Genomic DNA, 23,502 nt, shown 5'->3' on the forward strand with positions numbered 1-23,502 from the left:
ACTCCCTATCGCGGATGAGGGAAGGCATTCAGAGACATGCCCTCGAACGTGGGGCCGAATTCCGGCTGATCCCGCAGGAAGTCGTCCGGGTAGTACCCGAAGTTCAGCACCCCGCGCCGCACAAGCTGCTCCATCCAGTCGCGCAAGAGCGTCGCTTCCAGCCAGCGGCCTTCGCCTCGCCAGTCACGCGCCTGCAACTCGAATACAACGTCCTCGAAGCCCCCGATCTGCTCGTCCACCGCATCCGCGAGTCGGGCCAGCCAGACATCCGGCGGAAGCTCGGTCCCGTCCAGCCAGGGCATGGCCATGATGGCGACCTCGTCGTATGCCTCGACCGCAGCGGGCAGCGCCTGGGCGAACCGCTCCTCGGCTTCCGGTTCGAGAATCACCCGCGCATACAGGTTGCGCGCGGTGCGAAATTCGAGAGACAGATTGGTGAAATAGCGCAGCCGGCCGATCACCTCTTCCCCGAAATCGATCAGGGCCTGGGTCTTCTCCTCCGGCCGCAGAGTGCAATCCGAGAGCGGGCGGTCCGCCGTTCCGGGCCAGCGCGCTCCGTCCTGACAGGCCGCCAGGTCCTCGTCGGCTGCCAGGTAGGCGTCGTCGTGGATCAACACCCCGGCAATACCGCTTGCCGCCATCCCGAGGTCCTCGTAGATCTCGCCGACAATCTCCAGGGACTGAGGAAGAAACGGACTCAGGCGGCGATAGTCACGATCCGCCGGCACGGGGGCACCTTCGGGCCCGGGCCGCTGCACCGACAGTTCGGCATGGAGGTCCTGATCGGGCAGATCAAAGGAGAGCAGTGGCATCCAGGCATACACGCGCACGCCGGCCCGCGTCCGCAGCTGCCAGGCGACGCGATTGAACAGGTCGGCACGCACGGGCAGGTGCCGATTCGGAAAGTACAACGCATCCGCGTTGCCATCACCGTTCGGGTCGGCAAAGGCTTGCAGGTAGACCGTGCGGACCTGCATCCGTTGGATGCGGTCCAGGAGTACACCGAGATTGCGATTGGTCTGCTCCGGATCGGGATCGTAGACGTAGTCAAGATCCACATGGACCACCCGCTGTGGCTGCGGCGATGTCGCACGTGTCGCGGATTCGGGACGCGCGCTCTGCGCAATCTGTACCGGCCGCGGATCTCCACTGATCAGCAAGCGGTTGACCCGCGCTTGTTCCGGGTGGTTGACCGGGTCCGCGCCTAGCGAGATCGACCAGGGCATCCCGGCCTCCGTCGCCAGTGCGTCCACCTCCGCACTGTGAGCGCCGTAGGGCCAGACGATGGCGCGCGGCGCAACACCTACCATCGCCTCCAGCGAGGCATTGCTGGCCCGCATGTCATCGAGGATCCGCTGACGGAATGTGTCGTGGTCCTCGTAACGGCCGATTTCCGGGTCATAACGACGCGTAATGGCCGCTGGCTGCTCGTTCCCCTGCGGGTTGGCCAGGATGCCGCGATGCAGGTCGTGACTGTGACTGGCGAATTCCACCAGCCCCGATGCCTGCATCTCGCGCAACTCGGACAGCGCCAGAAAGCCCTCGGCTCCGAGCGGCGCTTCGTTGTACGTGACGGTCCCGGGCGGGGGCTGATCCGCTGCCGGCTCGGGGCTCGCGACATCCGCGAATGTCTCGGGGTTGTAGGTGACATCCTCGCCCGCCCAGACGGTCTCCAACCAACCGGTCTGCAGCGCGACCAGCGCCGGATACTCATAGGCCTGCAACAACGGGAACACGTGGCTGTAGACACTGGCCAGACCATCATCGAAGGTCAGCAGCACCGCATTGGCCGGCAGCGGCTCCCTTCCCTCGCGGGCATCAACGATCTGCTGCAACGAAACCGGCCGCCACCCCTGCCGCTCCATCCAGTCAAACCATTCCACCAGCCGCTGCGTGCTGACGGCGTACGGGTCCGCATCCCTCCCCGGCTGCACGTCGTCGCGTACATCGTGATAGGAAAGCGCGAGGAAGTGCCCATCCGGGATGGTGAAGGCGTCCTGCGCATGCACTAGGCCATGCGATACCCCCGCAAGCATCAGCAGGATGATCATAAGACGACGCATCAGAAGGTCCCTCGCAGGCGCACAAGCCCGAACAGCCGGTCTTCCCGGTCACCATCGTAGGTGGTGGAACCCCAGCCGAGGCCGTAGTCGACGGACCAGCGACGATCCAGATCCCAGCGATGCTCGTAGCGCAGCGCCACCGTCGGGTCACTGCCAAACCCGGACTGGTAGCCCGTACCGACCGCGGCGTGAAAATGTTGCGTAAAGGCCCGGTCGTAGTCACGCCAGGTAATCCAGTCGTGGTCCACCCGAACGGAGGTGCTGGCCGACTGCTCCGGGTTGAAATAGGGTCCGCCCGGCTGGCTGTTGTTCTGGAAAAAGAAATCGGCGCCCACATCGGTCGTGTGGTGGGCACTGGCATACACTCGTCGTGTGACGCCCCCGCCCAGCGAGCTCCGGCGATTGCCGTCATCAATCGACAACAGGCCCACGTTGGCATACGCCGAAAGGGATTCGTGGGCCCGCCAGTCCACGGAAGCCGAGGCCGACCAGCCTTTCAGACCCGCATCGATCGCCCGCAAGGGCGTCTCCATCGAGTAGCTGTCCGCTTCGACGCCGATCCGCCAGTGGTCACCGAGCCACCGCGACCACCCGGCCGCGATCCCGGGATTGGCATCCCCCTTGAGATCACGATCGAAGCGCAACCAGGCCTGCTGGCGCCGCGCGTCCCACTCGATGCCCGCACCAATGCGGTCATAGCGTCCATCGATATCGCCGAATGACGCCGTGGTGTAGCGATGTTCCAGAAAGGCCCGAAGTGGATGATCGGACCAGGGCGAATTCAGTCGGGTACGCCATTCCCGGTCGCGATCACCGCTTACCAGCCCTTCGCCACCCGATGTCCGGCCAAAAACGACCTCGCTCTCGATGGAGGGGCGGCCACGGTCTTCCAGCTCTTCGGACAGGCGCTGAACATCCGTACTGCGGGGATAATCGGCCCGCAGGGACTCGACTTCCTGGACCCAGGTGTCGTGCTCGCCCAGGTCGCGCGCATTCTCCGCCCGATTGAGTCGCGTATCCCGTGCATCGGGCGCCCAGCGCTCTGCCACTTCGGTGATGTCCCGCGAGCGCACCGGCCAGCCGCGCCAGCGAGCCATGCGCGCCTGGGTGTTCCGCAGACCGGCGTGGGCCGGAGCCTGGCGGACCAGTTCTCCACTGCGTTCCCAGGCTCGATCGAGATCCTGGCGATAGGCCGCGTCATACACCCGAAGCTGATCGACGTCGACCCGCTCCCAGTTGGGGATCGGATCACGATCCGGATCGATATCCAGCCAGACCGGCGTGTGGCGCTGGGCGCGCTCAAGCAGATCCGCCGCCGCGGAATATTCCTCGAGCGCGATGTGCGTGTAATAGAGGTCCAGCAGCAACGAGACCTCCGGCGGCTCGTCCTCCGGAACCAGGGACTCGTACAGGGGCAGGGCCGTTTCGGGCTGCTCTTCAGCCAGGTAGGCATCGGCCGCCGCTCGACGCACATAGGCCGGGGCGATTGTGCGCTCCGGTAGTGCCTCGAACGCCGCAACCGTCTCCGGCATTCGCTCGAGTTCCCGCAACAAGGCGATTCGATCGAAACGGACCCGCAAATGCTGCGGATGCGCCTCCGGGATGCGCGAAAGAAATTCGTCCGCGCTGGCCAGGACCCGATTCAGCTCCCGGTCCCGCTCTTCGTGGCGGCCTTCGGCCTCCAGCTCGGAGCGGATATCCAGTGCCTGCCGGATATCCGCCGCGATCGCATCCGCCTCGGCCTGATAGCGAACATCGACCTCGAACAGGTCCGGGCGTTCCTGCATCGCGGCAAACGCCCGGTTGCTGGCCCCAAGCGTCCACAAGGCCAGTGTCTGCTCCTGAAAAGCCAGAGGATGCTGCGGATCGCGGGCGCGCGCACGATTGGCCATTGCCAGGGCCTGACGCGGTGTATCCGACTGGCGCAAGCCATACGCTATCAGAGCCAGCTCCTGAACCGATTCGGGCAAGGGGTCGATTTCCGCAAGGGCCTGGCGCGCCGTTGCTGCATCACCTGCCTCGGCGCTGGCCACGGCGAAAAGGATCTGCGCGGAACTACCCAGCCTTTTCCTAGAGTCGCGCAGGATAGCCGCCGCTGCCGCAAATTCGCCTTCGTCACGCAGGGCGAAGGCCCAGCTCATGTGGGCATAGTCCGGGACGGACTCGGGATCGAGGTCCTGGGTTCGAGAGACGATCGCCGCGTTATCCCCGACCAGACGCAACACAACAATCAGGTCCGCTTGCAGGCGGGGCTGATTCGGGGAGCGGGCCTCCAGCGCACGCAAGCGCTCGGCGGCCTCGAACACCCGTCCTTCCTGGGCAAGTGCAACGGCCTGTTCGCGCTCCTGGTCCAGAGTTGCAGCGTAGCCGGGGACCGACAGGATCCATGGCAGCACAACGCCGCAAGTGACCCGTGCCCACTTCCCGACAAAGACCCTGGGCATGCGCGCCCGGTCATACTCCACTCCCCTGTCCATCAGCCCCCTAACCCGCGACCTTTCATTTTTGTGAAGGCTATCACATACAACATGCAGGAGACCGGATATTAACAATCCTCCCGGAAGCCGATTCGGGGGCTTCGGCTACCCGGCCGAGCGCCTCAAGTGGTACCGCGGCGGCATGCAGATGTGGCACGCCTTCGGCCTGACCACGGTCGAGGGCGAGACCGACGGCTAACCCGAGAGGACGCCTGCCTCGTCGTTGCAAGCGCAGCGAAGCCCTCGGCCAGACCAGGGCACAGCCCCACCCGATTACTTCGCGGTGCTCGCAAGGACGGAATGGGTGGCGAATCGGCGGTGACTCCGCCAGGCAGCGAATCAGCTACTTCGGCTCCGCCATCAGGGCCTCGACGGTGGCAATGACGTCGGGGTCGTCCCATTCGATGGCGCTGTTGACCGAATAGCGGACGCGGCCGTCACGGTCGAGAATGAACGAACTGGGGAAGGCAAAAACGCGCCAGTCGGCAGCTACTCGTCCGTCGAAGTCCATCAGGACCGGGAAATCCACCTGCACCTCTTGCATGAAGGCCGTGATGTGCTCGGCGCTTTCCTGATAATTGACCGATACGATGGCGAAGCCCTCGCCCAGGGTCTCGGCCATGCGGTTCATCGACGGGATCTCGTGCACGCAGGGCGGACACCAGCTGGCCCAGAAATTCAGCAGCACCACCTGGCCGTCGTAATCGGACAGCGACTGCTCGTCACCCAGGTGATCGGTCAGCGTGAAGTCCGCGACCGGCCGTGGACGATCACGCTCCACCAGCCCGCGGCCGACTTCGATCGCACGGATGGCCTCCGGCAGCGGCGCGGCCGCCAGCGGGCGCGGGACGCTGGCCAGTAGCCGGCCTGCCTGCAGCAGTTGCGCAGGCAGGCGCTCGGCCGCGGCCTGTTCCTCCGGCTCGGGATCGGAACGGCGCAGGTAATAAAAGTCGCGCACATGCGGGACCGTCTGCACGAACACGGCACTACCACCACGGCGCAGGTCGGCCAGGATGTCGTCCAGGTGCCAGCGATAGACGCCCTGGGTGGGCTGCAGCAGGAAGACCGGCAGACTGGTGGCGCGCACCACATCGACGAACTCGGCGGGGGCACCCGCCACCGGCGTGTCGACCATCAGGTTGGGGAAGGCTAGCGCCGCACCGAGTACGTAAGCCTCTTCGGGGCCGTCCTCCTGCCACTGACGCATGCCGCGCAGGGCGGTGATCGCCGGGCGGCCCGAGGCCACCAGCATCACCTGCTTGCCGGTCTGCTCGTGCGCCGCGCGCAGTAGCGCCGCTACGCTGACGCCATCCAGGCTGCGCATGCTCTCGTTGGTGCGCGGGAGGAAATGGGCATCCAGCAGATCGACCTGCCAGACCTCGACACCCATCGCAGCAAGCTCGCGGCCGAGGCGCGCATGGTTGGCGTGTTCGCCCGCCTGTGGCAGCAGCCAGAGGTAGACTCGATCGCCGGCGGCCGGGTACACGGTGACCTCCAGGTCCACGCCAGCGGGATCGGTCACCGTGACGGTGTGCGATTCCACCTCGCCGGCACCCGCTGGCGGAAGCAGCAGAAGCAGAGACAGCAGCAAGGCCAAACGCGGCAGGGATCGTATCGACACGCGGGCATCCATCAAGGGAACCGACCGCGACTATAGCGCCCACTCGCGTTCGCGGGAACGGCGCACGGAGGCGCCGAAGCCGGGGCAGGATCAGCGCAGGTGGGTGTGCTGGTAGGTACGCAGGCGTCGGGTCTTCTCCACCATGCGCCAGAGGGAACGGCAGTTGTTGTAGCGCGAGACGTGCTGCAGCGGCACCCAGAGGATGTCGTTCGACTCGTCGCTGCCGGGCACCGGCAGGCGGTCGTCGATCTCCAGCAGGAAGCGCACGTCGATGTGCTCGTGCATCGGGAAATGCGGGCTGGCCGGGATGGTGTGGATGTCGAGATCGAAGACATCCTCTTCCACCAGGCGGATCTGCTCGGGGGCGAGGCCAGTCTCTTCGTGGGTCTCGCGCAGCGCCACCTGCAGGATGTCGGCCTGGCCGTCGGCATGCCCGCCGGGCTGGAACCAGCGGTGGTGCTTGCCGTGCAGCAGCAACAGGGCCTGCTCACGATCGGGGCTGACCACCCAGGCGGAACCGGTTACATGCGCGGGCAGGAGATCGCAGTGGAAGCAGTCCGGGTGCTCGCTGACGAACTCCAGGGCGCGGCGGACGTAGCCGGCCTCCTCGATGAAGGTCGTCTGGTGTCGGGCGAGCAGGTCCAGCAGCTGGGCGCGATGCATCTCAGGTCCCGGCGGGGTTGTGCAGCGCGTGGATCGCCGCGCGCGCGGCCTCGTCCACATCGCCCTCTCTGCCGGCCAGGGTCAGTCGGCCAAAGGCCCCCACCGCACGCACGTCGATCAGCGAGACGTTGGCGGCCTTCAGGGCCTGGTTCGCGGCATAGATGATGTACCCCGCCGGCTCCGCCTCGAGGATGAACATGCTCTGTTCCGGCAGGATCATGTTGCCGCGACGGTTCTGGCGGTTGATCAGCACGGTGTGATCCGGGGTCATCCCGCGGATGGTCTCCTGCCACGGGATGCGGCAGGGCTGGCGATCGTCCTGGCTGGCGCCCAGGCGTGCCAGCAGCACGCGGCCGGCCTCCTGCACATCGCTCTGGTCGCGGTGGTGGATCACCATGGAGCCGAATTCGCGCTCCACCACCTGCTGCGCGAGGTGCACGTTGGTCGCCTTGAGTGCGACGTCGGTCAGGCGGTGCACCGCCATCCCCGGGGACACTTCCACCCACAGGCAGGAGTCTCCCGGAACGGGCAGGAAGCCCTGGGAGACCGTAGCCATGTATTCCGCCAGCTGCGGCTGGAGGGAATCCATGTAGACGTAGGTGCGCAGCTGGATCATCGATTCGCTCTGGGCCAGGGCCTGCGGCCCATGGTTCCCGCACGTCGCGGCCCGAACCCGCGCGGGAATCCGCGCACGCCTCATGCAAGCCGCCCCGAAATGGGCGGGCTCGCGTGCACACGCGGGAGAATTGGAGGACGTATTGTGAACGCAGCGCGCCCCAAGCTCAACGTTGAGTGCCTTCACGGGCCGGCCTTCGGGCGGCCACACGTCCCGGGAAGACGCTCGTATAATGCAACGCCAACCCCGCAGCCACAGGGATTGTCATGCCGAAGAAGGATGCGGAACACCTCCTCGCCAGCGTGGAAGACGCCGATCTCGATCTGGCCGAGACCCTGCGCCAGCTCGTGGACTGGCTGCGCCCGGAGGACCCGCGCAATGTCGCGCCGGTGATCTCCCGTATTGAGCAGTTAACCCTCGCCCTGGGCGAGAACCCGCGCCTGCAGGACCGGCTGCGTGAGCGCCTGGAGGACGGGCTGGAGGACGCCCGGCACCTGACGCTGTACACCGGGATCGGGCTGTTCTCGCGCAAGGGTTTCTTCCGCGAGGCCGCGGAGCTGATCTACGAGCGGATCAATCCGCGCCCGATGGACCGGCGCGACCTGAAAGACGTGCTTTATCACGTGTTTCACCAGACCGATGACGCCGCCTGGGTTGCGGCCCTGCCGGACGATGCCTGGTGGCGCCTGCTGGAGGCCCTGGGCTGCCTGACCGGGGAACACCCCGGGGTCCTGCAACGGGCACGCGAAGAAATCCTCTACGCCCTGGAGATGCTGTCGATCTGGGTGGCCGCGGAGGAGCTGGAGCCGGAACTGCTGCGCCTGGACCCATCGATCGCCGAGCACAACTCGGCCTTTGTCGCCCAGGAGCGCGAGATCTCCGCCTACGTGCGTGACTACCGCGCCACCCTGGAGGACCCCAACCGCGAACGCATGGACGACCGCCACGCGCGGGTGCTTCTGGAGCAGTGCAGCGAGCAGATCGCGCGCCTGCGCCAGCTGGCCATCACCCATGGCAACAGCCTGTCGCTCACCCACCTTCTGGAACGTCTGGACCAGACCCTCGGCCGCATTCACAAGCTACTGGACCTGCTGGAGCCGGACGCGGACCGCGACACGCGCGCGGCCTCGGTCGGGGTGTTCCGCGAACTCATCACCATCAGCGCCCGCCAGCACGGCGTACGCGCGCTGTGGCAGGACAACATCAAGCTGGTCTCGCGCAGCATCACCCAGCAAGTCAGCGACACCGGCGAGCACTACATCACGCAGTCGCGCGGCGAATACTTCCAGATGCTGCGCTCCGGAGCCGGCGCCGGGCTGATCATCGCGGTCATGGCCCTGATCAAAATCCAGATTGAATCCCTGGGACTGTCCCACGCGGTCAACACCCTGTGGGTGAGCTTGAACTACGGCCTCGGCTTTGTGCTGATCCACATCCTGCATTTCACCGTGGCCACCAAGCAGCCGGCAATGACCGCCGCGCGTCTGGCCGCCGCCATCGAAGAAAGCGAACGCGGCACAGCCGATCCACGAACCATGGCAGATCTCCTGATGCGGGTGGGCCGTTCGCAGTTCGCCGCAGTACTCGGCAACGTGGGCATCGCGCTGCCGACCGCCATCCTGATCGGTCTGTTTGCGGCGGGTCTGTTCAACGCTCCGGTCCTGTCCGGTCGCGAGGTCGACTACCTGGTGGACGGGCTGCACCCGATCATGGGCCTGGCGCTATTCTTTGCCGCGATCGCCGGGGTCTGGCTGTTCGTCTCCGGCCTGATTGCGGGCTTCTTCGACAACCGCTGCGCCTACCTCGACCTGCCCGGCCGCCTGCGCGAGCATCCGCTGCTGCGCCGGTTGCTGCCGACCGGGGCGCGCCACCGCCTGGCCGACTGGATCGGCCACAACTACGGTGCACTGATCGGCAACTTCCTGTTCGGCGTGCTTTTGGGAGTGACCGGATATGTCGGCTACCTGCTGAACCTGCCACTGGACATCCAGCACGTCGCCTTTGCCTCGGCCAACCTCGGCTATGTCACCGCCAGCGAAGCGCCCGGGCTGGGCATGTTCGTCCTGTTTCTGGTGTTCGTGCTGCTGATCGGGGCAGTTAACCTGTGGGTCAGCTTCGGGCTCGCGCTGTACGTTGCGCTGCGCGCCCGTGGCGTGCGCATCGGGACCTTTGGCCGCGTCGTTCGCGCCTATGGTCGCCACCTGCGCGAACGTCCGGGCGAATTCCTGTTCCCGCCCGGCGCGCAGACCACGACCAACGGAGGCGACGACGAGTCCGATGCTCGTTAGCAGGGCCTTGCGTCTGCTGGCGCCGACACTCGCGCTATCGCTCGCCGGCTGTGCCGGGACGGTACCCAGCCCGTCCGGTGACGAGACCCGCACCCCGCTGATCGCCTCCGAGGTGATCCACACGACGGATGGCGACCGGCTGCCGCTGCACCGCTGGGGGCCGGACACCCCCGAGCGGGTTGTGCTGGCCCTGCACGGCTTCAACGACCACGGTGGCAGCATGCAGGCGCTGGGCGAGGCGCTGGCCGGGCACGCCATTGCGGTGTATGCCTATGACCAGCGCGGCTTCGGAGCCACGCGCAACGCCGGCTACTGGTCCGGTCACCGACTGCTGGCCGAGGACGCCCGCACCGCACTCCGGCTGCTGCAAGAGCGCTACCCCGACCAGACGCCCTACCTCATCGGCAAGAGCATGGGCGGCGCTGTCGCGCTTCTGGCCATGGAGGAAACGACCGATTCCGCCACTGCATCGCCCCGGGTCGCCGGCACGGTCCTGATCGCCCCGGCGGTCTGGAGCCGTGGCGACATGCCCTGGTATCAGCGCTTCGGCCTGTGGCTCGGGGCGCGCCTGGCGCCCGGCTGGCGCCTGGACGGCGAGATGGCCGCTGACCTCGACATCCACCCCACCGATGACCCCGCGGTGCTACAACAGATGCGTGACGACCCGCTGGTGTTGCGTGATGCCCGCATCGATGCCCTGGACGGCCTGACCACCCTGATGACCCACGCGCTGGAGGCGGGCCCGGCTTTGCCCCCACCGAGCCTGACGCTGTACGGAGCGCGCGACGATCTGGTGCCACCCTTGCCCCTGGCGCGCCTGCTGGAGGCCCTGACCGCCCAGGGATCCGATGACCATCGGGCCGCGCTCTACCCCGAGGGCTATCACATGCTGACCCGGTATACCGGGGCCGAGACCACCTTTGACGACGTCGCCGCCTGGCTGCGGGACCCCGAAGGAAGCCTCCCCTCGGGCCACGAGCGTTCGCCCGACGCCCTGGCGCAGTACCTGCGCGAAAAGCACTGACTCGGGTTTCTCTGGCCACCACCGCGCGCTGGCGCTACGGTGGACCCAGCCAACCTTCGGAGAACGCCCTATGAGCCACTCGACCCCCAACCGCCTCGACGACCTGGTTGCCCGCAGCCGCCGCGACCAGGCGGAACGGGAACAGGGCTACCGCGAGCAAGCGTTGAAGATGTATCCGTGGGTATGCGGCCGCTGCGGGCGCGAATTCACCCGCGTCAATCTGCGCGAGCTGACCGTGCACCACCGCGACCACAACCACGACAACAATCCATCCGACGGCAGCAACTGGGAGCTGCTGTGCCTGTACTGCCACGACAACGAACACCAGCGCTACACCGACGCCACTCCGGGCAGCGGCAATACGGCGAGCACCTCCTCGGCCACCCACAACCCCTTTGCCGGGCTGGCCGGGTTGCTTGACGATAACGACCGGGGCGGCGACGACCCGAAGGCGTAGAACGACTGCGGGCTGGATGTCGGCATCGGGTCAGAGCCGGCGCCACCAGAACTGCAATGGCTTGAGGCTCTCCTGCCTCGCGCCGATATCCGGCCACGGGAAGTGGCCAACCCGCCCCTCGGCGCGCCGGTAGCCGCGCTTTCTCCAGAACCCGTCCAGGGGCCGGTAACCGGCCGGGCGTCGCGGGTGATCCTCCGGGCGCACCACCGCGCAGAAGGTCGCATGGGCAAAGCCCAGGCGCCGCGCTGCCGCCTCGCGCTCGTCGAAGAACCGATGCCCCGCCCCCGAGGGAGACGCTGATTGAATCGCGCTCTCGCGTTGGTGCCCCCTGTTTTCCGAGACAAGGCGCGTCGTGCAGCGGGTAGTGGTTCTACCCGCAAGCGGCACAACGCAGGATCGGGGAACAGGGGGCACCAACCCCACAAGCGATTGAATGCAGGGGCTCGGCCGCCCGTTGTTGACGAGAACGGGCGCGCGAACAGCGTTGCGGCTCCCTTGTGCAGAATGACTGCACGGCAGTCGCCGCGCCTTGTTCGCACGCAAAAGCGACTCGAGCGCGAGCGCGCGATTCAATCAGCGTCTCCCTGGCCGCGGAAGTCCGGCTCCAGTACCGATTCCGCCAGGTAGTAATACGCCGCCGGGTCCAGTCCCTGCTCAAGGAACGGGGCCTGGAATTCCGCCTCGGCCGCAGCCAGCGGCAGCGCAGTGGAGGCCCCCACGACGCGATCACCTTCCAGCGCGAGTACCAGCGTACTGTCCGGGCAGCCGACGTAGTCCTGCAGATACCGCTCTTCGTACTCCGCGCTCCCGTCGTAGAGATATGGCCACTCGCGGAAGACTGCGATGCGCAGGCGTGCAACATCCTCCAGATAGGGGGCAATCCCCGCCCCTCCCACGATCCTGAACTCCATTCGCCCCCCCGGTATCACAATCAAACCGGCGCCGGCGTGTCCGCAGGGGCCTCCCGGCCGACACCGCGCAAGAGGCGCCCAAGGATATCCGACCCACTCAATATCCGGCGCTGACTATCGGTCCACAGCAGGATCACGTCGTCCCCAACCACCGTGTCACCGCTGCTGGCCGGGCGCACCCGGAAATGGGATACCAGGCTGCCCAGCCGGTGGCTGCCATCACGCACGACCAGCGGGTGATGGCAGTGATGGTGGGGATCGAACCGCTCCGGCGCAAACAGCGCCTCGCGGGTAAAATCCGCGACCCGGATCACCGTGCGCGGCTCGCCCTCGGGATCGATGACCACCATCCAGCTGCGACCCGGTCCATTGAGTCGACGCAGGAACGCATCATCGGTACGGGACTCGATCGCCGGGAACACCGGACGCCCGGCCTCGAAGCCCAGCGTGATCACGCTGTCCGGGGCCAGCGCCTGGCCCTCGTGTTGCACCAGGATGTCGTCCAGCTCGAGGAAATTCCGCGCGCCCCGCCCCTCGACCCGGGTAATCTCGCTGCCGTGGGCCTGCATGTGCAGGTCGATCAGGTGATGCAGGTCCCGCTCGGGGAAGAAGCGAATCTCCTCGCCCCCCAGCCAGCGGTCCAGCACCCAGGCAGTGGGCCGTGCCACCGGGTACATCAGGATCTGGTAGAAGCGCAGCAGTGGATACAGCGCCCCGGCGACCCGCAGGGCATGCCGCGAAAAGTAGGACTGCGGCAGAATCTCGGCAAAGATCGTGATCACCACGGTAGAGAACAGGAATGCCGCCACGCCGCCCATCACCGAACCCGACAACAACGCCAGCAGCACGTTGACGGAGACGTTTCCCCAGAGAATGGTCACCAGGGCAAAGTTGGCATCGGCGCGCAGGGCCAGCAGGCGCTCCGCGCGCCGGTCACCCTTCTGCGCCTCGACCTCCAGCTCCAGCTTGCTGCGCGAGAACAGTCCGAGATTGAGTCCGGACAGAATCGCCGATTGGGACAGGCAGACGAGGATACCCAGCCAGGTGAGGACGCTCATGGGGTCTTTTCCTTGGGCAACACGGCGCACGAACGGGAGAGGCTTCAGGGTACCGCGTGGCAAGCCGTGCGCGCCCGCACGGAACGTTCGTTTCGTCGTGCCAAGCCGCACCCGCAAACCGGCAAAACATCTACACTTGGAGATGGGGCCGATGCCTGTCGGGCCGGCACCACAGCGGCCCGGTACGTCAGGAAACGGCCGGTCGGGCCACCGAATACGCTACAGGAGGATCTGCATGGATACTGTCTGGATCGTTGTCGCCGACGCCGCACGAGCCCGCATCTTCACCTGCGAGGGCCGTGCCTGCCAGGGGATGCACGAGAGCGAGACGCTCTCGCACAGCGAATCCCGCGCCCACAATCAGGATCTCGTCTCGGATCGTCCCGGGCGCAGCTGGAGCAGCGCCAGCGGGGACGCCCGCCACGCCATGCAGGACAGCACCGACCCGGCCGCCAACGAGCGCAACCGCTTTGCCCGTCAGGTGGCCGAACGCCTCAAGTCCGCCCATAACGACGGCACCTTCAAAAAACTGGTGATCGTCGCCGCACCCTCGTTCCTGGGCGCCCTGCGCGAAATGCTGGACCCGACCGTCGCCCATAGCGTCACCGCCGAGGTCGCCAAGAACATCACCAAGTCGACCGACGCCACCACCCTGCGCAAGCACCTGCCCGACTTCCTCTACTAGGCACCATTCCAGCCCTGGCCCCGCATAGCGGGGCCAGGGGCGACCGGTCGGCTCCAACGCCCCTCATCGCTTGCCGAGATCGTCCGGCTTCAGCGTGCCCAGCAGGCGCGGGCCGTCGGCGTGTGGCTCGAACACCGCCATTTCCGCCTCCTCGATTTCCACATCCGCGGCGTGGCGCAGGTTGAGATCGTGGCCCACAACGACGATGTTTTGCTTCGGATCCCTGGGCGGAGTATTCAGATGCCCCCGAAGGCCTTCGATCAGGTCCTCGCGGCGCTCATCGTCCTGGATAATCGGCAGATTGTAGAGCTCGGTCCGAATCTCGTAGTCACCGAAGGCATAGTGCGCGGTCTCCCAGTTACGGCAGAACTCGCTGGTCAATACCTGCTCCACCGGGATCGCGTAATGATCGAAGCCCTTGCCCACCTGGCGCGCCTGCTCGCGCCCGCGCGTACTCAGATTGCGCTGTCCTTCGCAATCGTCCATGTCGGACAGGTCGTAGTCGTCATGCGAACGATCGGTCGCCGCATGCCGCCAGTACACCACCAGCCCACCCGCCTGCATACGCTCGATCAGCGCATCCGGTGCCAGCGTCCCCGCATTTGCGGTAGCGAACGCCACCAGCAACAGGGCCAGGATTGCGCTCAGTATCCCATTTCGCATGCCGTCCTCCTCGCGAGTGATGGATTCGGTGTTTCCCTTGTGTGCGGACGCTCTGCGGCCGCGGTACCCGACACCCACCGGGCCCGCGCCTCCCAGTCTCCCGGGGCTCAGTCGAAGTCGTCGGGCGTCAGCACCCCGAGTACCCGGGGCGAGTCGCTGCCGGGCTCGAACACGGCGATTTCACCCTCGTCGATGCGAACCCGGGCGGCCTGCTGAAGATTGATGTTGTGGCCCACGATCACCACGTTCTTCCCGGCATCCCCCGGCGCCGTCACCAGATAGCGCCGCAATGCATCCACCAGCTCCTGCTGGCGTTGACGGTCACGCACTGGCGGCACATTGAACAGGTCGTCACGGACCTCCCAGGAGTCCTCGCCGAAGGCAATCCGGGCACTGTCGACATTGCGGCAGAAGGGCGAGCTCAGGATGCGCTCGACCGGGATCGCGTGGCGTTCGAAGCCCTCGCCCACCTGACGTGCCTGCTCGTACCCGCGGTCGTCGAGATTGCGCTGCCCCTCGCAACGGCTCATGTCGGACAGGTCGGTGTCCCGCTGGCTGCGGTCGGTGGCCGCATGCCGCCAGTAGATCACCAGCCCACCCGCCTGCATGCGCTCGATCAGCGCATCCGGGGCCAGTGTGTCGGCGCTCGCGATTACGGGGGAAAATCCAAGGATGATCAGGAACAAGAACCAGCGCCGAAGCATCGGGACCTCCAGTGAGAAAGGGGTTCAACGAAGCAAGAGACCGTCACCCAAGGGCATCGGTTCGATGCATGTTCTGGGCGCAACCATCCGCCCGGCGCGTTGACGCCCCCCGACCCCAGCCCTAGTATGCCGTCACCCCCTTGCCCGGAAACCCGCGTCCCCATGACCTATTGTGTCGCCATCGATCTGGACGACGGTCTCGTCTTCGCCTCCGACTCCCGCACCAATGCCGGCGTCGACCAGGTCAGCACCTACAGCAAGATGCACACCTTCGAGATCGAGGGTCAGCGGGTCTTTGTGGTCCTCGCTGCCGGCAACCTCGCCACTACGCAATCCGTGGTACAGCAGCTCAAACGGGACATGGAAGAAGGTGCCGACGAGAGCCTGGCCACCGTGGAGCGCATGTCGGATGCGGCCGACTATCTGGGCCGGCTCAACCGCGAAGAGGCGGAAAAGCACTCCGAGGCACTGTCCCGCTCCGGCATCAAGGCCGAGGCCACGCTGATCATCGGCGGCCAGATCGGCCAGGACGCGCCGGCGATCTTCATGGTTTACCCGCAGGGCAACTACATCACCACCTCGCAGCAGACACGCTTCTTGCAGATCGGCGAGAGCAAATACGGCAAGCCGATTCTGGACCGCATCATCGACCCGACCACCCCGCTGGGCGATGCCGCGCGCTGTGCCCTGGTCTCCATCGACTCGACGATCCGTTCGAACCTGACCGTGGGGCCACCGATCGAGGTGATGGTCTATGAGCGCGGCACCCTGACCTTCGACCATTACCTGTGCCTGGAGACGGACGACGACTACCTGCGGTCGCTCACCCAGGCCTGGGACATGAACATCAAGAAGGCCTTCACCGACCTGCCGCGCTTCGACTGGGAATCCGCCCACGAACGCAAGCTGCGCGGGACGCGCGTCAGCCGCGGCTCCGGCAAGACGGCGGGGTCTTCCTCGGCCAAGACGAAAAAGCCGCGGCGCTGAACACGGCAGCGCGGCGACGCTACGCCGCCTGAGTCTGCACCTGCGCCGGCGAGGCCAGGAACCAGGTCTCGGCGTTCGCGCCGTGAATATCTCCGATATCCCGCTGCAGCACGTCGATGAAGGCGTGCAGGGCCTCTTCCTTGATCAATTCGTCCACGTGCGCATCGGCCGCGTGACGGCGCCCCTGGATCACCAGGCGCAGAGGCAGTTCGTTGTTCGGCAGTTTTTCCAGCGCGTCCTGTACCTGGGTCAGGGCGTGGGTAACCGACCGCGGGAAGGCCGTGTCCTGCAACAGGTAGCGAACCACATCCACGCCGTTGATACGCCGCTTCACATGCTGACGATACATCTGGAAGCCGCTCTCCGAACGCAGGATGCTGGTCCACAGCAGTCCCTCGTAGGGCCCCGGATCCTCGCCATCCTTCTTCAGGTGACGCAGTGCGCCAACGTCGATCTGCCGCGTCCCCATGTCGGCCCGCTCCAGGTTGCGTCCCAGGCGGATAAAGTCGTAGGCGGCATCGTGGCTCATGGTTCCGGCCAGCAGCCCGGTCAGGGTCTGGCAGCGCTGGATCACGTCCGAGAGGAATTCGAAACGCCCGCGCTTGCCGATACCCTGATCGATATGGTCGCGCGCGAACAGATAGAGTTCGTTCATCACCTCCCAGGCCTCGGAGGGCACCAGATCGCGCGTGGTGCGAACGTTCTCGCGCGCGGCGCGCAGGGAGTTGAGGATGGAGCTGGGGTTGTCGGCATCGGCCAAGAGGAACTTCACGCAGTTACGTTCATCTTCGCGCTGGTAGTGGTTGTCGAACAGGGCCTCGTTACCGGTGACGTCCACCAGCCCCTTCCAGGACAGCTGCACCGATTTCGGCATGTCCAGCGCCAGCAGATTGAAGGCCATGACCATGCGCGCCGTGTTCTCGGCACGCTCCACATAGCGCGCCATCCAGTACACGCGTTCTGCGACTCTCGAGAGCATCTTAGTTCTCCTCGTCCACGATCCAGGTGTCCTTGCTGCCCCCGCCCTGCGAGGAGTTCACCACCAGCGAGCCCTTGCGCATCGCCACGCGGGTCAGCCCGCCGGCGGTCACGTCGGTGCGCACGCCCTGCAGGACGAACGGGCGCAGATCCAGGTGCCGCGGTTCGATCTCGTCACCGCACAGCGTCGGGGCCACCGAAAGGTCCAGCGTCGGCTGGGCGATGTAATTGCGCGGGTCTTTCTTGATCAGCTGCGCGAACTCGGCCCGTTGCTTCTTGGTTGCGTGCGGGCCGACCAGCATGCCGTAGCCACCGGACTCGTTGGCCGGCTTCACCACCAGCTCGTCAAGGTGATCCAGCACGTAGGCACGATCCTTCTCGTTGACGCAGAGATAGGTCGGCACATTGGGGATGATCGGTTCCTGATCCAGGTAATAGCGGATAATGTCCGGCACAAAGGCATACATCACCTTGTCGTCGGCCACGCCCGCGCCCGGCGCGTTGGCGAGCCCCACGTTGCCCTGGCGCCAGGCGCGCATCAGCCCGGGCACGCCCAGCATCGAATCCGGATTGAAGACTTCCGGATCCAGGAACTCGTCGTCGATGCGCCGGTAGATGACGTCGACGCGCTCCAGACCATCGATGGTGCGCATGTAGACGCAGTCGTCGTCGCCGACCACCAGATCCGCGCCCTCCACCAGCTCCGCGCCCATGCGCTGGGCGAGGAAGGAGTGTTCGAAGTAGGCCGAGTTGTAGATCCCCGGCGTCAGCACCGCGATCTCCGGGTAGTCCTGCGGACGCGGCGAGATCGAGGCGAGCATGTCGAACAGCTGGGTGGGATATTCATCCACCGGCAGGATGCTGGAACTCTCGAACAGCTCCGGGAACACCCGCTTGGTGACTTGCCGATTCTCCAGCATGTACGACACGCCGGAGGGCACGCGGAGGTTGTCCTCCAGCACGTAGAACTGCCCCGAGCCGTCGCGCACCAGGTCCGAGCCGCAGATGTGTGCCCAGACGCCCTGCGGCGGCTTGATGCCAACACACTGTTCGCGGAAGTTCTTTGACTGGTTCAGCACGTAGCGCGGAATCACCTTGTCCTGGAAGATCCGTTGCTCGTTGTAGATATCGTCAATGAACAGATTCAGGGCATTCAGGCGCTGCTCGAGGCCGGCCGTGACCTGATCCCATTCCTTGCGCGCAATGACCCGCGGGATGATGTCGAACGGCCAGGCACGGTCGATGTTCTCGCCTTCAGTGTAGACCGTGAAGCTGATACCCATCTCGAGAATCGCGCTGTCCGCGGCCTGCTTGCGGCTGTGGATCTCGCCCGCGTCCAGCGAGGCCAGGTATTCCGCGAGTGCCCGAGCCGGAGGCCGTGGCTGGCCAGGTTTCTCGATCAGTTCATCGTAAAACGGGGCGGAATCGTATTGCTTCCAGTCGATGGCCATTCGTCGGGTCCTCTGACGCGGGGATGGTGTTGTTCTACAGTAACGCCTTTTGGCGACAGTCGACGTTTCTGCCCACAGCGTTTCGTCCGGCCCGCCCCGACCGAGGTTCCCATGTCCGACGCACTCGAACAGCGCCTGATCGAACTCTACCGCCACCCAAAGATCCAGGGATGCAACTGGCAGCCACGGTTGTTCTGGTATGCGGCCGCCGACGGCACGCCCTTCGGCAGGTTGCGGGTGGACGGGCGGGAACTGGAGGTCTTCCTGGCAACAATCCTGGGGGAACCTTCAACGGAACAGGCCGGGCTGGATGCCGAGCGGGATGGCCGCGGGCAGTTCCTCGCCGCCAATGCGCGGCGCCACGAGCTGCCGTTGTTCACCCGCCGCTGACCAACCATGGCCTTGTCACAAGCCCTGCCATCGCAAGGAATGTAGCGACATGGCGGCCTTCCTGGGCGGCCAGGCAACCGAACCGAACAAAACGCAGGGGGTGCGGACGGAGGTTGCTTCCTTCGTCGCTGCGCTCCTCGCCATCACGGGGCTCGTGGCGGCGCCATGCGAGGACGAACGTTCAGACAGGCTTGCGGAATTCGACCTGTTTCCAGTAGCCGAACAGGCTCGCCGGGGCGACCATGCAGGGCTCCTGCCCGGTCACACGCACGAAGTCCTCGTATTCCATGTCCGGCCGGAACCCAACGGCCTTTGACAGCGGCCGCAGGCAGCGCTCGACGCCGCGCAACAACCATTGCTGCGAGGCAAAGTGGTTAACCACCAGCAAGCGCCCCCCGGGGCGGCAGACTCGCCACATCTCGGCGAACAGGGCATCGGGGTTGGGCACCACGGTTGCCACATACATCGCGACCACCGCGTCAAAGCTATTATCGGCGAAGCCGAGCTTTTCGGCATCCATCTCGCACAGGCCAGATACTGCCGGCAGACCACCGTTCAGGCGCCCACGCGCAACCTCCAGCATCTCGCGGGATACATCGATCCCCACCACCTCGCAGTCATCCGGGTAATCCGGCAGCGAGATCCCGGTGCCGACCCCGACCTCCAGGATGCGCTTGCCCGAGACCGGCGCCAGGGTCTCCCGCGCGCTGGCGCGCCCGGTCGCGAACACTCGACCGAAGGTGGCGTCGTAGTGGCGAGCGTAGCGCCGGTAACTTTTGCGAATACTGACGAGGTCCATGCCCACGCGTCCCGAATCTGAATGGCCGGACGCCGGGAAAAGCAGCGCCCGTGATCGAAGCGAGTCCGATCAGGACTCGGGTTCGACCGCCTTCATGCTCAGACGGATGCGGCCCTGCTTGTCCACTTCCAGAACCCGCACCGTCACCGAATCCCCTTCCGCGAGGAAATCGCCGACGCTCTCGACACGTTCATCGGAGATCTGCGAGATGTGGACCAGACCGTCACGGCCCGGCAGGATCGAGACGAACGCCCCGAAGTCCATGATCTTCGCCACCTTCCCGGTGTACTGGCGCCCCACCTCGATATCCGCAGTCAGCTCTTCGATACGGCGCTTGGCCTCGAGGCCCGCCGCCTGATCGGTGGAGGCGACCTTCACCGTGCCGTCGTCCTGGATGTCGATGGTCGCGCCGGTCTCTTCGGTCAGTGCGCGAATGGTCGCCCCGCCCTTGCCGATCACGTCGCGGATCTTGTCCGGGTTGATCTTCATGGTGATGAAGCGCGGCGCGTGCGAGGACATCTCGTCACGATGATGCGGCAGCACTTCGTTCATGCATCCGAGGATATGCATGCGGCCCTCACGGGCCTGGGCCAGCGCCCGCTCCATGATCTCGCGGGTGATCCCGTCGATCTTGATGTCCATCTGCAACGCGGTCACGCCGTCGTTGGTGCCGGCCACCTTGAAGTCCATGTCCCCCAGATGGTCCTCGTCGCCGAGGATGTCGGAGAGCACGGCGAAGCGATCGCCTTCCTTGATCAGGCCCATCGCAATACCTGCAACCGGAGCCTTCAGCGGCACGCCGGCATCCATCAGCGCCAGCGAGGTACCGCAGACAGAGGCCATGGAGCTGGACCCGTTGGATTCGGTGATCTCGGAGACCACGCGAAGCACATAGGGGAAGTCCGCCTCGTTCGGCATCACCGCCTGCACGCCACGCTTGGCGAGGCGCCCGTGGCCGATCTCGCGGCGCTTGGGTGTCCCGACAAAGCCGGTTTCGCCGGTGCAGTAAGGCGGAAAGTTGTAGTGCAGCATGAAACGGTCGCGGCGCTCGCCTTCCAGGGCGTCGATGATCTGGGCATCGCGATCGGTGCCGAGGGTGGCCACCACCATTGCCTGCGTCTCGCCCCGGGTAAACACGGCGGAGCCGTGCGCGCGCGGCAGCACGCCCGTATCCACATGGATCGGGCGCACCGTCTTGGTGTCGCGGCCATCGATGCGCGGGTTGCCGTCGAGGATACGATCACGGACCAGGCGGTACTCCAGGTCGTGGAAGGCCGTCTTCACGTCATCCAGGCTGGGCCCGGACTCGTCTTCACTGACCAGGGCCTCCACGGCCTTGCCGCGCAGTTCGCCAATGCGCTGCGTGCGCGCCTGCTTCTCGGCGATCTGGTACGCCTCCACCAGTTCCTCGCCGACCACCCCCTGGATCTGCTCCTCGAGCGATTCGAGCGACGCTGCCGGCTGCCACTCCCACGCGGGCTTGCCGGCCTCGGCCGCCAGTTCCTTGATCGCCTGGATCGCAGCCTGCATCTGCTCGTGGCCGTACATCACCGCACCCAGCATCACCTCTTCGGAGAGCTGGTTGGCCTCGGATTCGACCATCAACACGGCGTTCTCGGTGCCCGCCACGACGAGATCAAGGTCGGAATCCGCCAGGGCGCTGTAGGTCGGGTTCAGAAGATATTCACCGGCGCGGTAACCGACTCGCGCGGCGCCAATCGGCCCGGCGAAGGGCACGCCGGAGAGCGCCAGCGCGGCCGAGGTCCCGAGCATCGCGGGGATATCGGGATCCACCTCGGGGTTGATCGACATAACCGTCGCGACCACCTGGGTCTCGTTCTTGAAGCCTTCCGGGAACAGCGGACGGATCGGTCGGTCGATCAGGCGGCAAGTCAGGGTTTCCTTCTCGCTCGGGCGCCCCTCGCGCTTGAAGAATCCACCCGGGATCTTGCCGGCCGCGTAGGTGCGCTCCTGGTAGTTCACGGTCAGGGGGAAGAAGTCTCGGCCCGGGTCGGCTTCCTTGCGAGCCACCACGGTGACCAGCACCACGGTCTCGGCCATATTGACGATGACGGCGCCACTGGCCTGACGAGCGATGTCACCGGTTTCGAAGGTGACCGTATGGTTTCCGTACTGGAATGACTTCTTGTATGCCACGTTATTTCCCGTTTCCCGTGTTCTTGCGACTTTGATGCCTGAATTCTGGCTCTCGCGACCCATTGGTGCGGGCCCGAAAGCGAACGGGCCCGCACCAATGGCGCGGGCCCGTCATGCCGGCCTTAGCGGCGCAGCCCAAGCTCCTGAACCAGGGCCTGATAGCGCTCCTGGTCATGACGCTTGAGATAGGTCAGCAACTTGCGGCGCGTGCTGACCATCTTCAACAGGCCGCGGCGCGAGTGATGATCCTGCTTGTGCTTGTCGAAGTGCCCCATCAGATGCTGGATGCGGGCCGTCAGCAACGCGACCTGGACTTCCGGCGAACCGGTGTCGTTGGGATCGCGCTTGTGCTTCTCGACGATGGCCGATTTTTCTTCGGTGGTGAGCGACATGAAAACCTGACTCCTGAAAAATTTCTAAACCGTTAACCGACCAGTGGCGCTGGCGATAGGCGGGCAATGGTAGCACGACGCACGACGACGTGAACAGAAAGAGACCGGGCGCGCTCAGGCCGGCGCGTGCGCCGCCGGCACGAACAAACGCCGCGCCCGGATCTGCCCGTCGGGGTCGCGAACACCGACCGCAAGGAAGCGGCCACCGTCATCAAAAATCCGCACCAGGGGCCAGCCAGTATCCCCTTCGTACGGGGCATCCGCCGCCCCTGGGGCCTGCCCGATCACGGCGGTCGGCGCGGCCGGGTTGCCATGGCGCATGGCGGCGCTGGCGGCGGCGGCGAGCGTGACCGACGGCCAGTGCGCCAGCGCCGCCTCCGCCGGTTGCAGCAAGGCCTCGATGGCGGCCACCCCCCCCGCCTCGAATGCCGCCTCAATGGCATCCAGCGAGACCATCGCGGCGGCGTCGAAGTGGCCGTGCCCGACCCGGTGCAACGTATCCACCGCCGCTCCACAACCGAGCGCATGCCCGATGTCGGCAACCAGCGAACGGATATAGGTCCCCTTGGAACAGTGCACCTTCAAACGCAGGCCGTCCGCCGCGATCTGCTCGATCTCCAGGGAATGGATCTGCACCGGACGCGGGGGGCGGTCCACCTCCACCCCCTGACGCGCGAGCTCATACAGGCGCTTGCCCTGATGCTTTAGGGCCGAGACCATTGGCGGGACCTGCGCCTGGTCGCCACTGAACCGCCGCTCCAGCTCACGCAGGGTGGCCGGCTCGATGGGCGGCGGCACCGCCGCCTCGCGGATCACTGCGCCATCGAGGTCCGCGCTGTCCGTCTCCACACCCAGGCGCGCCTCGGCGACATAGCGCTTGTCCGAATCCAGCAGCCAGCCGGAGACCTTGGTGGCCTGCCCGAAGCACAACGGCAAAAGGCCCGTCGCCCGCGGGTCCAGTGCCCCGGTATGACCGGCCTTCTTCGCCTGCAACAGATACTTGACCCGGCCCAGCGCCTGGTTGGAGCTGCGCCCCCGCGGCTTGTCCAGCAACAGGATGCCGTCGACCTCGCGCCGCTTGCTCGCCATGGATGAACCGCCCGGCCGAAAACGCCCGG

Annotated in this window: 20 protein-coding genes and 3 pseudogenes; 7 read left to right on the forward strand and 16 right to left on the reverse strand. The window is 65.9% G+C overall.

What is annotated here, in order from left to right:
- Positions 1-5 precede the first annotated feature (5 nt).
- Both pgaB and pgaA read right to left on the reverse strand, forming a co-directional pair.
- Positions 6-2,063, reverse strand: coding sequence for a poly-beta-1,6-N-acetyl-D-glucosamine N-deacetylase PgaB (gene pgaB / locus G335_RS0108305; RefSeq protein WP_018176445.1), 2,058 nt, complete (start codon positions 2,061-2,063; stop codon positions 6-8).
- Positions 2,063-4,459 carry a poly-beta-1,6 N-acetyl-D-glucosamine export porin PgaA gene (gene pgaA / locus G335_RS0108310; RefSeq protein WP_018176446.1) on the reverse strand — a complete coding sequence of 799 codons (2,397 nt, stop codon included), beginning with the start codon at positions 4,457-4,459 and terminating at the stop codon, positions 2,063-2,065. Before pgaA ends, pgaB begins: the two co-directional genes overlap by 1 nt.
- A 184-nt stretch (positions 4,460-4,643) precedes the next feature.
- Between pgaA and G335_RS14185 the strand changes: the two are divergent.
- A pseudogene (locus tag G335_RS14185) lies at positions 4,644-4,739 on the forward strand (rhodanese-like domain-containing protein); the annotation flags it as partial.
- A gap of 144 nt (positions 4,740-4,883) precedes the next feature.
- On the opposite strand, the gene G335_RS0108315 reads toward G335_RS14185, so the two are convergent.
- From G335_RS0108315 to G335_RS0108325, 3 genes are all read right to left on the reverse strand, one after another.
- Positions 4,884-6,173, reverse strand: coding sequence for a TlpA disulfide reductase family protein (locus tag G335_RS0108315; RefSeq protein WP_018176447.1), 1,290 nt, complete (start codon positions 6,171-6,173; stop codon positions 4,884-4,886).
- A 78-nt stretch (positions 6,174-6,251) separates the two neighbouring features.
- Positions 6,252-6,824 (reverse strand): NUDIX hydrolase, encoded by a 573-nt coding sequence (locus G335_RS0108320; RefSeq protein WP_018167878.1) that lies wholly within the window; start codon positions 6,822-6,824, stop codon positions 6,252-6,254.
- A gap of 1 nt (position 6,825) precedes the next feature.
- A complete protein-coding gene (locus tag G335_RS0108325; protein ID WP_018167879.1) occupies positions 6,826-7,440 on the reverse strand; it encodes a BMC domain-containing protein in 615 nt (204 codons plus the stop codon).
- 266 nt (positions 7,441-7,706) lie between these two features.
- Here G335_RS0108325 and G335_RS0108330 point away from each other — a divergent pair, with 266 nt between their 5' ends.
- The 3 genes from G335_RS0108330 to G335_RS0108340 all read left to right on the forward strand — a co-directional run bounded on the left by G335_RS0108330 (position 7,707) and on the right by G335_RS0108340 (position 11,209).
- Positions 7,707-9,728, forward strand: coding sequence for a site-specific recombinase (locus tag G335_RS0108330; RefSeq protein WP_018176448.1), 2,022 nt, complete (start codon positions 7,707-7,709; stop codon positions 9,726-9,728).
- Positions 9,718-10,752 carry an alpha/beta fold hydrolase gene (locus G335_RS0108335; RefSeq protein ID WP_196799424.1) on the forward strand — a complete coding sequence of 345 codons (1,035 nt, stop codon included), beginning with the start codon at positions 9,718-9,720 and terminating at the stop codon, positions 10,750-10,752. Before G335_RS0108330 ends, G335_RS0108335 begins: the two co-directional genes overlap by 11 nt.
- A gap of 70 nt (positions 10,753-10,822) precedes the next feature.
- Positions 10,823-11,209 carry a YajD family HNH nuclease gene (locus G335_RS0108340; protein WP_018176450.1) on the forward strand — a complete coding sequence of 129 codons (387 nt, stop codon included), beginning with the start codon at positions 10,823-10,825 and terminating at the stop codon, positions 11,207-11,209.
- Between the two features lie 30 nt (positions 11,210-11,239).
- Here G335_RS0108340 and G335_RS0108345 read toward each other — a convergent pair.
- The 3 genes and pseudogenes from G335_RS0108345 to G335_RS0108355 form a co-directional block, all read right to left on the reverse strand.
- Positions 11,240-11,494 (reverse strand): annotated as a pseudogene (locus G335_RS0108345) (hypothetical protein); the annotation flags it as partial.
- 296 nt (positions 11,495-11,790) lie between these two features.
- Positions 11,791-12,120: pseudogene (locus G335_RS13545) on the reverse strand (hypothetical protein); the annotation flags it as partial.
- A 20-nt stretch (positions 12,121-12,140) separates the two neighbouring features.
- Positions 12,141-13,178, reverse strand: a complete 1,038-nt coding sequence (locus G335_RS0108355) for a DUF21 domain-containing protein (RefSeq protein ID WP_018176453.1) — start codon at positions 13,176-13,178, stop codon at positions 12,141-12,143.
- 235 nt (positions 13,179-13,413) lie between these two features.
- Here G335_RS0108355 and G335_RS0108360 point away from each other — a divergent pair, with 235 nt between their 5' ends.
- Entirely contained in the window at positions 13,414-13,863 is a 450-nt protein-coding gene (locus G335_RS0108360) for a host attachment protein (RefSeq protein ID WP_018146209.1), read from the forward strand.
- A 63-nt stretch (positions 13,864-13,926) separates the two neighbouring features.
- Here G335_RS0108360 and G335_RS0108365 read toward each other — a convergent pair whose 3' ends face one another.
- Positions 13,927-14,526: a histidine phosphatase family protein gene (locus tag G335_RS0108365; RefSeq protein WP_018176454.1), complete on the reverse strand. Its 600-nt coding sequence runs from the start codon at positions 14,524-14,526 to the stop codon at positions 13,927-13,929.
- 107 nt (positions 14,527-14,633) lie between these two features.
- Positions 14,634-15,230: a histidine phosphatase family protein gene (locus G335_RS0108370; RefSeq protein ID WP_018176455.1), complete on the reverse strand. Its 597-nt coding sequence runs from the start codon at positions 15,228-15,230 to the stop codon at positions 14,634-14,636.
- A 162-nt stretch (positions 15,231-15,392) separates the two neighbouring features.
- Between G335_RS0108370 and G335_RS0108375 the strand changes: the two genes are divergently transcribed.
- Positions 15,393-16,217, forward strand: coding sequence for a proteasome-type protease (locus G335_RS0108375; protein WP_018146212.1), 825 nt, complete (start codon positions 15,393-15,395; stop codon positions 16,215-16,217).
- Between the two features lie 19 nt (positions 16,218-16,236).
- On the opposite strand, the gene G335_RS0108380 is transcribed toward G335_RS0108375, so the two are convergent.
- Positions 16,237-17,196, reverse strand: coding sequence for an alpha-E domain-containing protein (locus G335_RS0108380; RefSeq protein WP_026313083.1), 960 nt, complete (start codon positions 17,194-17,196; stop codon positions 16,237-16,239).
- Between the two features lies 1 nt (position 17,197).
- Complete coding sequence (locus G335_RS0108385; protein ID WP_018146214.1) at positions 17,198-18,646, reverse strand: circularly permuted type 2 ATP-grasp protein; 1,449 nt, start codon at positions 18,644-18,646, stop codon at positions 17,198-17,200.
- 111 nt (positions 18,647-18,757) lie between these two features.
- Here G335_RS0108385 and G335_RS0108390 point away from each other — a divergent pair, with 111 nt between their 5' ends.
- Positions 18,758-19,036, forward strand: coding sequence for a hypothetical protein (locus G335_RS0108390; RefSeq protein ID WP_018146215.1), 279 nt, complete (start codon positions 18,758-18,760; stop codon positions 19,034-19,036).
- Positions 19,037-19,217: 181 nt separating this feature from the next.
- On the opposite strand, the gene G335_RS0108395 is transcribed toward G335_RS0108390, so the two are convergent.
- The 4 genes from G335_RS0108395 to truB form a co-directional block, all read right to left on the reverse strand.
- Positions 19,218-19,835, reverse strand: a complete 618-nt coding sequence (locus G335_RS0108395) for a class I SAM-dependent methyltransferase (protein ID WP_018167889.1) — start codon at positions 19,833-19,835, stop codon at positions 19,218-19,220.
- Positions 19,836-19,904: 69 nt separating this feature from the next.
- Positions 19,905-21,992 (reverse strand): polyribonucleotide nucleotidyltransferase, encoded by a 2,088-nt coding sequence (gene pnp, locus G335_RS0108400; RefSeq protein WP_018167890.1) that lies wholly within the window; start codon positions 21,990-21,992, stop codon positions 19,905-19,907.
- Between the two features lie 122 nt (positions 21,993-22,114).
- A complete protein-coding gene (rpsO, locus tag G335_RS0108405; protein WP_018146218.1) occupies positions 22,115-22,384 on the reverse strand; it encodes a 30S ribosomal protein S15 in 270 nt (89 codons plus the stop codon).
- Positions 22,385-22,498: 114 nt separating this feature from the next.
- Positions 22,499-23,473 carry a tRNA pseudouridine(55) synthase TruB gene (gene truB, locus G335_RS0108410; RefSeq protein ID WP_018176456.1) on the reverse strand — a complete coding sequence of 325 codons (975 nt, stop codon included), beginning with the start codon at positions 23,471-23,473 and terminating at the stop codon, positions 22,499-22,501.
- Positions 23,474-23,502: the final 29 nt, after the last annotated feature.

This window comes from Thioalkalivibrio sp. AKL8, from assembly GCF_000380525.1.
In the GTDB taxonomy this organism is placed as follows: Bacteria; Pseudomonadota; Gammaproteobacteria; order Ectothiorhodospirales; family Ectothiorhodospiraceae; genus Thioalkalivibrio; species Thioalkalivibrio versutus.